This is a genomic window from Burkholderia sp. WTPI3, assembly GCF_021483755.1.
Lineage (GTDB): Bacteria > Pseudomonadota > Gammaproteobacteria > Burkholderiales > Burkholderiaceae > Burkholderia.
Window position 1 is genome coordinate 1 of the sequence record NZ_JAGIXF010000162.1, and the last position, 7,215, is coordinate 7,215.

General features: G+C 68.0%; 9 protein-coding genes and 1 pseudogene. 7 read left to right on the top strand and 3 right to left on the bottom strand.

All coding sequences use genetic code 11. From position 1 onward, the window contains the following. The 3 genes from J7024_RS35800 to J7024_RS35810 all read left to right on the top strand — a co-directional run. The coding region (locus J7024_RS35800) for an AzlC family ABC transporter permease (protein ID WP_234745958.1) at positions 1-726 on the top strand (726 nt) is incomplete at its 5' end. Next, on the top strand, positions 723-1,061 hold the full coding sequence (locus J7024_RS35805) for an AzlD domain-containing protein (protein ID WP_124829309.1): 339 nt from the start codon (positions 723-725) through the stop codon (positions 1,059-1,061). The genes J7024_RS35800 and J7024_RS35805, both read left to right, overlap by 4 nt. 159 nt (positions 1,062-1,220) lie before the next feature. Next, positions 1,221-2,000, top strand: a complete 780-nt coding sequence (locus J7024_RS35810) for a DUF4088 family protein (RefSeq protein ID WP_124829310.1) — start codon at positions 1,221-1,223, stop codon at positions 1,998-2,000. 117 nt (positions 2,001-2,117) lie between these two features. On the opposite strand, the gene J7024_RS35815 is transcribed toward J7024_RS35810, so the two are convergent. Next, on the bottom strand, positions 2,118-2,516 hold the full coding sequence (locus tag J7024_RS35815) for a hypothetical protein (protein WP_124829311.1): 399 nt from the start codon (positions 2,514-2,516) through the stop codon (positions 2,118-2,120). A gap of 270 nt (positions 2,517-2,786) precedes the next feature. Between J7024_RS35815 and J7024_RS35820 the strand changes: the two genes are divergently transcribed. The 3 genes from J7024_RS35820 (at position 2,787) to fumC (ending at position 6,060) form a co-directional block, all read left to right on the top strand. After that, complete coding sequence (locus tag J7024_RS35820) at positions 2,787-3,005, top strand: RNA-binding S4 domain-containing protein (protein WP_014897685.1); 219 nt, start codon at positions 2,787-2,789, stop codon at positions 3,003-3,005. A gap of 127 nt (positions 3,006-3,132) precedes the next feature. Beyond that, the gene (gene norM / locus J7024_RS35825) at positions 3,133-4,521 is read left to right on the top strand and encodes a multidrug efflux MATE transporter NorM (protein WP_124829312.1); all 1,389 of its coding nucleotides are present in this window, start codon (positions 3,133-3,135) and stop codon (positions 4,519-4,521) included. 144 nt (positions 4,522-4,665) lie between these two features. After that, positions 4,666-6,060: a class II fumarate hydratase gene (fumC, locus tag J7024_RS35830; RefSeq protein ID WP_124829313.1), complete on the top strand. Its 1,395-nt coding sequence runs from the start codon at positions 4,666-4,668 to the stop codon at positions 6,058-6,060. 45 nt (positions 6,061-6,105) lie between these two features. Here the strand turns inward: fumC and J7024_RS35835 are convergent, their stop codons facing one another. Beyond that, on the bottom strand, positions 6,106-6,618 hold the full coding sequence (locus J7024_RS35835) for an acyl-CoA thioesterase (protein WP_014897688.1): 513 nt from the start codon (positions 6,616-6,618) through the stop codon (positions 6,106-6,108). A 144-nt stretch (positions 6,619-6,762) separates the two neighbouring features. Next, positions 6,763-6,903 carry a hypothetical protein gene (locus J7024_RS35840; protein ID WP_175751069.1) on the bottom strand — a complete coding sequence of 47 codons (141 nt, stop codon included), beginning with the start codon at positions 6,901-6,903 and terminating at the stop codon, positions 6,763-6,765. A 147-nt stretch (positions 6,904-7,050) separates the two neighbouring features. Between J7024_RS35840 and J7024_RS35845 the strand changes: the two are divergent. After that, positions 7,051-7,215, top strand: a pseudogene (locus J7024_RS35845) (transcriptional regulator); the annotation flags it as partial.

Below are 7,215 nucleotides of genomic sequence, written 5' to 3' on the forward strand. Positions count from 1 at the left end.
GTCCGACCGTGGACGGAATGGCGGGACGGCGACGGCGCCACGCTCCCGATGATGATCGGCGCGGCGCCGTTCGGCGTGATCTTCGGCACGCTCGTCGGCGGCGGCCCGCTCACCGCCTGGCACGGCGCGCTGATGTCGCTCGTCGTGTTCGCCGGCTCCGCGCAATTCATCGCGCTCGGCCTGATCGCCGGAAGCGCGAGCTTCGTCGTCGTGCTCGCGACGACGCTGATCGTAAACCTGCGCCACCTGCTGTACAGCGCGACGCTCGCGCCGTACGTCGCGCACCTGCCGCTGCGCTGGCGCGCAATGCTCGGCGCGCTGATGACCGACGAGGTATTCGCGGTCGCCTATGCGCATTACCGGCACTTCCCGCCCGGCGCGATCGGCCCGTACTACTTCTTCGGCTCAGGCCTCGCGATGTACCTGAACTGGCAGGTCTGGACGCTCGCGGGCATCGGCTTCGGCGCCGCGTTCCCGGGCCTCCAGTCGCTCGGCCTCGATTTCGCGATGGCGGCGACCTTCATCGCGATCGTCGTCCCGCAACTCGGCACGCTGCGCTATTTCGCGGCCGCCGCGACGGCCGGCACGCTCGCATACTTCTGGCAGGGCTGGCCTTACAAGCTCGGGCTGCTCGGTGCCGTGGCCGCCGGCGTCGCGGTCGGCGTCGCGCTCACGCTGCTGCACGCGCGCTCGCGCACCGGTTCGCGCACGGAGGCCGCATCGTGAGCTACGCGCTGCTGATCCTCGGGATGGCCGTCATCACCTATGCGATCCGGACGACGCTGTTCCTGTTCGGCGAGCGACTGACCTTTCCGCCGCTCGTGCGGACCGCACTCGGCTTCGTGCCCGTCACGGTGCTGACCGCGATCATCGTGCCGATGGTCGTCTCGCCGCACGGCGGCACGGCCGAACTGACCTGGCGCAATCCGCAGCTCGTCGGCGCGCTCGCCGCCGTGCTCGTATCGGCAACGACGCGCCGGCCGCTCCTGACGATCGCGGTCGGGCTCGCGGTGTTCTTCTTCTGGCAAGGAGTCGTGATGCCGCACTGGCTGCCGGCGTAAGCGCGCTTCGCCGGTCGCGCTCAAGTTTGCGTGCGGCGCGCCGATATAGGGAATGAAGACCCGCCATCGGCCTCGGCGCGAACCGGTCCGTCGACGCTGCGCCCGTCCTGGTGCGTGATGCCGGCGACCTACCCGCGCGGGCCGCCATCGAGACGATTCATGGGCCAGATCACCCTTTCCATCAAGGACGACACGCTTGCGTCCCTGCGCAAGGACTACGATGCGTTCGTGCGCGTATCGCTAAAGCTCGACCCGCAGTTCGCGACGCCGTCGTTCGAGGATTTCCTGCGCGCCAAGCTGCTCGACAACATGGTGCCGCTGACCGAGCACGCGGTACAGCGAATGCTCGAGGGCGGCCAGTACGCGTGGGCAAAGCGCACCCTCGACAAGGAATTCCCGGACGTCGTCGCGATCCTGATGCGACAGGCCGGCGAATTCGGCTTCGGTTTCGCGGCGCGCTCCGAGTGGACGCCGGACGAGCTCGCGAAGGCATGCCGCGACTGGGCCAAGGCGATCGTCGCCGAAGCGCAGAGCGACGTATCGCTCGTCGATCCGCTCGCCGCGCAGATCAAGAGCGCGGTGCACGATATCCAGACACTCGAGGAGATGATGCAGACGCCCGCGTGGCGGCTCGCGGAGTCGCTGCGGCAGCGCATCTACGAGGCGAAGCTCGCGTGCGAGATGAGCGTCGGCAGCGCGGCACGCGACAAGCTCGGCGAGTTGCGCGGGCTGCTGCGGCTCGGTCTCTCGCACGGCTCGTTCCAGAAACAGGAAGCGCAGCAGATCATGGAGTACATGCGGCTCCTGAAGCCCGAGATCTTCGTCGACGAACCATACGACGTATTCGCCCGGCTTGCCGGATGGCTGCGCAGCGTGTTTACGCCAGCCACCGCTGCGCGGCGTGCGCCCGGACCGGGGCCGGAACAGCGTCGGCCATGACGGCCCGCACCGGCGCATGAAAAACGGCCCGGGCCGCGCAATGCGAACCGGGCCGCCGGATCACCGCCGTCGCGACGCGCCGTCCGGGGCGAGCATCGCGCGGCGACAAGGCACGGCTTACTGTGTGGCGCCCTGGGCCGATGCACCGCCCTGCACGCCTGCCGATGCACCGCCTTCGGCCGCCGCGTCGCCCACCTTCGATTTGGCCATACCGGCATGGTGCTTGGCCGACTTAGCCGCATGCTTCGCGTGCTTCTTGGTCGAATGAACCGACGACGCAGCCGTATCCTTCGCGCCGTCGGCTGCCGTACCGAGCGCGTCGGTCGCGCCGCCCGCCGCATTGCCCGATGCGTTCGCGCCGGCACCTCCTTGCATGCCGACACCCGCGGCCGGCGCCTGTGCCTGCACGCCGGCTCCCGCACTGCCCTGGGTCGCGACGCCCGTCTGCGCGAATGCGGCCGAAGTGGCAAACGCCGTCAGCGCGGCACCGATCAGCATCGTACGAATCTTGGACATGACAGTCCTCCTCAAGAAGTTGTTGGCGCGGATCGCATCGATGCGATCCGTCGCGTCCGCTGCCGCAACATGCAGCAGGTACGACGAAAGACCCGCGGGCGGCACGGCCGGTTCTCGAATCTCTCAGACTGTTACCCACCGTTTCATTTGCTGACGAATGGCTCACAGTCCTTAATAACCGCGGGCCGCGACCGTGCGCGCTCGCGTGCCGGCCCGCGGTGCCGTATGATGCGGGGCGACTCCTCCCGCGCATTGCGCCCCCCTTTCGTCATGCCCAACCTGGATTTCACGCTGACCGGCGAATACGTCGAGCTGCACAACCTTCTCAAGATCACCGGCCTCGCGGATAGCGGCGGCACCGCGAAGATGTTCGTCGCGTCCGGCGCGGTGAAAGTCGACGGCGCGGTCGAACTGCGCAAGACCTGCAAGATCCGCGCAGGTCAGGTCGTGCTATTCGGCGATACGCGGATCGCAGTCCACGACGCATAGCGGTTCCCCCTGACCACGGCATGGCCATCGGCACGCGTTCGACACGGTTTCAATAAAGCCGTAAGCTAGCTGTCTCTCAAAATAAATACAGACAGCGCGGGTCCGCACCCGCGCGAGCGCCCATTCCATGTCGCATTCCGGTCTTACGCGGACGGCCGCCGCGCCGCCGTCCCTGTCCAGTCATGCCGCCGATACCGCGCGCCTCGCCGCTCCGCTTGCGATCGCACAACTCTCGCAGATGGCGATGAGCGTCACCGACACGGTGCTGCTCGGCTCGCTCGGCCCCGATTCGCTCGCGGCCGGCGGCCTCGGTGCGAACTTCTTCTTCGTCATCGTGACCGTGCTGCAGGGCGTACTGTCGTCGGTGAGCGTGAGCGTCGCGCATGCGCGCGGCGCGCAGGCCGAACACCGGGTGCCGCATATCTACTGGACCGGCTTCGTGCTGTCCGTGCTGCTCGCGATTCCGGCGATCGTCGCGCTGTCGCTGTCCGAACCGATCCTGCTGATGTTCCACGAGCCGCCGCTGCTCGCGCATCACGTCGGCGAGTACACCGGCATCCTGCGTTTCGCGGCGCTCGGCAGCCTGATCGGCGTCGGGCTGATGCGCGCGTTCCTGCCCGCGATCGGCGCCGCGCGGCGCCTGCTGTGGGTGTCGATCGGCGGCGTCGGCATCAACGGCGTACTGAACTACGGGCTGATCCACGGCGCCTTCGGGTTGCCGCGGCTGGGCTTCCTCGGTTCGGCGGTCGCGACGACGATCACGATCTGGCTCACGGCGCTCGCGCTGATCTGGCTGCTGCACGGCCGCCAGCGGTTCCGCCATTTCGTGACCGCCGCGCGCCCGAAGCTGCCCGTGATGGGCGAGCTGATCGGCATCGGCTGGCCGGTGGCGATCACGTACGGGGTCGAATCGACGCTCTTTCTCGCGACGGGCCTGACCATCGGCGTGCTCGGCGCGACCTCGCTTGCCGCGCACCAGATTGCGCTGAACGTCGCATCGGTAGCGTTCATGGTGCCGCTCGCGATCGGCCAGGCCGCCAACGTGCGCGTCGGCTACTGGGTCGGCGCCGGTGCGCCGGTCGCCGCCCGGCACGCGGGCTTCGTCGCGCTCGGCCTCGGCGTCGCGTTCATGTCGCTGTCCGGTCTCGTGCTGATCGTCGCACCGCATGCGATCGTCGGCCTGTACCTGCACCTCGACGATCCTTCGAACGTCGGCACGGTGTCGCTCGCCGCGTCGCTGCTCGGCATCGCTGCGGTGTTCCAGATCGTCGACGGCATGCAGACCGTCGCATCCGGCGCACTGCGCGGACTGAAGGACACGCGCATCCCGATGCTCGCGGCGACCTTCGGCTACTGGGGGATCGGCTTCCCGACCGGCTACTGGCTGGCATTCCACGCGGGCCTCGGCGCCCGCGGCCTGTGGTGGGGGCTCGCGGCCGGCCTCGCGAGCGTCGCCGTGCTGATGGCATGGCGCTTCCATCTGAAGAGCGCATCGCTTGTCGCAGCGACACGCTGAGCGCGACACGACGCAAAATCGCCTCCGGCGCTATGCTTGTCCGTTGAAGATCCAGAACGCCGCCGTCCAAGCGACGCGACTGCCCCACGATACGCCAGACGCCGCGCGACGCGCGGCCTTTCCCCTTCCCAAGAGGAGTGCATCATGAACGAAGCAGTTCGGATGGAACGCGACACGTTCGGCGAGATCGCCGTGCCGGCCGACCGGCTCTGGGGCGCACAGACCGAGCGCTCGCTGCAGAATTTCCGGATCTCGACGGAGAAGCAGTCGCCCGAGCTGATCCACGCGCTCGCGATCGTCAAGCGCGCGGCGGCTGCGGTAAACCAGTCGCTCGGCGTGCTCGCCGACGACAAGGCGCACGCGATCATCGACACGGCCGACGAAATCATCGCGGGCAAGCATCCGCGCGAATTCCCGCTCGCCGTATGGCAGACGGGCTCCGGCACGCAGACCAACATGAACCTCAACGAGGTGATCGCGAACCGCGCGAGCGAGCTGATGGGCGGCGAACGCGGCGAAGCGCGCAAGGTGCACCCGAACGACGACGTGAACCGCGGCCAGTCGTCGAACGACGTGTTCCCGACCGCGATGCACATTGCCGCCGCGTACGCGATCGTCAATCACCTGCTGCCCGCGCTGCGCACGCTGCGCGCGACGCTCGATGCGAAGTCGAAGGCATTCGCCGACATCGTGAAGATCGGCCGCACGCACCTGCAGGACGCGACGCCGCTCACGCTCGGCCAGGAATTCTCCGGCTACGTCGCGCAACTCGACCAGGGCATCCGGCACCTCGAATCGACGCTGCCGCACCTGTACGAACTCGCGTTGGGCGGCACCGCAGTCGGCACCGGGCTGAACGCGCATCCGGAATTCGCGGTGCGCGTCGCCGACGAGATCGGCCGGCTGACCAAGCTGCCGTTCGTGACGGCACCGAGCAAGTTCGAGGTGATGGCGGCCGCCGACGCGTTGGTGTTCGCGCACGGCGCGCTGAAGACCGTCGCGGCCAGCCTGATGAAGATCGCGAACGATGTCCGCTGGCTCGCGAGCGGGCCGCGCTGCGGGCTTGGCGAACTGTCGATTCCGGAAAACGAGCCGGGCAGCTCGATCATGCCGGGCAAGGTGAATCCGACGCAATCGGAAGCCGTGACGATGCTGTGCTGCCAGGTGTTCGGCAACGACGTCGCGGTCAACGTCGGCGGCGCAAGCGGCAATTTCGAGCTGAACGTGTTCCGGCCGATGATCGCGCACAACGTGCTGCAATCGGTGCGGCTGCTCGCCGACGGCGCACAGAGCTTCAACGACCACTGCGCGGTGGGCATCGAGCCGAACCGCGAGCGCATCGACCTGCTGCTGAACGAATCGTTGATGCTGGTGACGGCGCTCAACCCGCACATCGGCTACGACAAGGCCGCGCAGATCGCGAAGAAGGCGCACAAGGAAGGCACGACGCTGAAGGCCGCCGCGCTCGCGCTCGGTTACCTGACCGAGGCGGAATTCGATGCGTGGGTGCGGCCCGAGCAGATGATCGGATCGCGGTAATCACACGATGACGGGCGCGGCGCGAACGCGCGGCGTCCGTGGATGTCAGACCGTGCCCTTCGCCACTTCCTCGGGCTTCATCTCGACAATCTTGTCGAGCGCGGCACGCACGTCGGCCGCATATTTCGCGAGCACTTTCTGCTCGTCGGTCTCGGGCACGAACGGCGGCACCGGCACCGGGTTGCCGTTCTCGTCGACCGCGACGAACACGACGAGGCAGTCGGTCGTCTGACGCAGCACGCCGCCCTTCGGATCGCCGGCATGCACGGACACGTGGATATGCATACTGGTACGGCCCGTCGCGACGACACGCGCCTTCAGTTCGACCAGATTGCCGACGAGGATCGGACGCTGGAAGCGGATATTGCCCACGCTGACCGTCACGCAATAGCGGCTCGACCAGACCGCCGCGCACGCATACGCGACCTCGTCGATCCACTTCATCAGCGCGCCGCCATGCACCTTGCCGCCGAAATTCACGGATGACGGCTCCGCAAGGAAGCGGAATACGGTTTCGGTGCGGTCGAGGGCGGCCGGTACGGGGGACGGTTGGGACATCGTGTTGGCTCCAGGCGGCGGGGGCGCTGCAATCGGCGCATTATACGTTGCACTGCGGCAACGCGTCGCAATACGCGCCGCGCCGCGGGCGCCGCACGCACAACCGTGCGCTGACGCGGAACACTCGCCGGAAACCGGCGCGCGTCAGCGGCGCACCGTGATTCCCTGATCGATCGTCCCGTACATCTCAAGGCTGCCGCCCCGCTCGCCGGCGGCGGCCGCGCCGCCCTGCGCACAGGCCGCGCAAACCAGCGCGGCCGCCAACAGGCAGAAAATCGTCTTCATCGTTGCATCGTGTCGCATCCGGCGGCCCACTGCCGCCGTGTCCGGCCATTCTACGCGTGCACGACCGGCGGCCGCAGTCCGGCCCGCCGCGACGCTGCTGCACCGGTGTCGCCCCACCGCATCCGACATTTCACCCGAACGCGAAACATCGAATGCGTCCAGCGCCTACACTGCAGTCATCCCGCCAGACGAGACACGACGATGACCGATCAAGACGACCACCACTTTCCGGGCCTGAGCCGCATCGGCGCGCTGATCGCGGATCCGGGGCGCGCCGCGATGCTGTGGGTGCTGATGGACGGCAGCGCACGG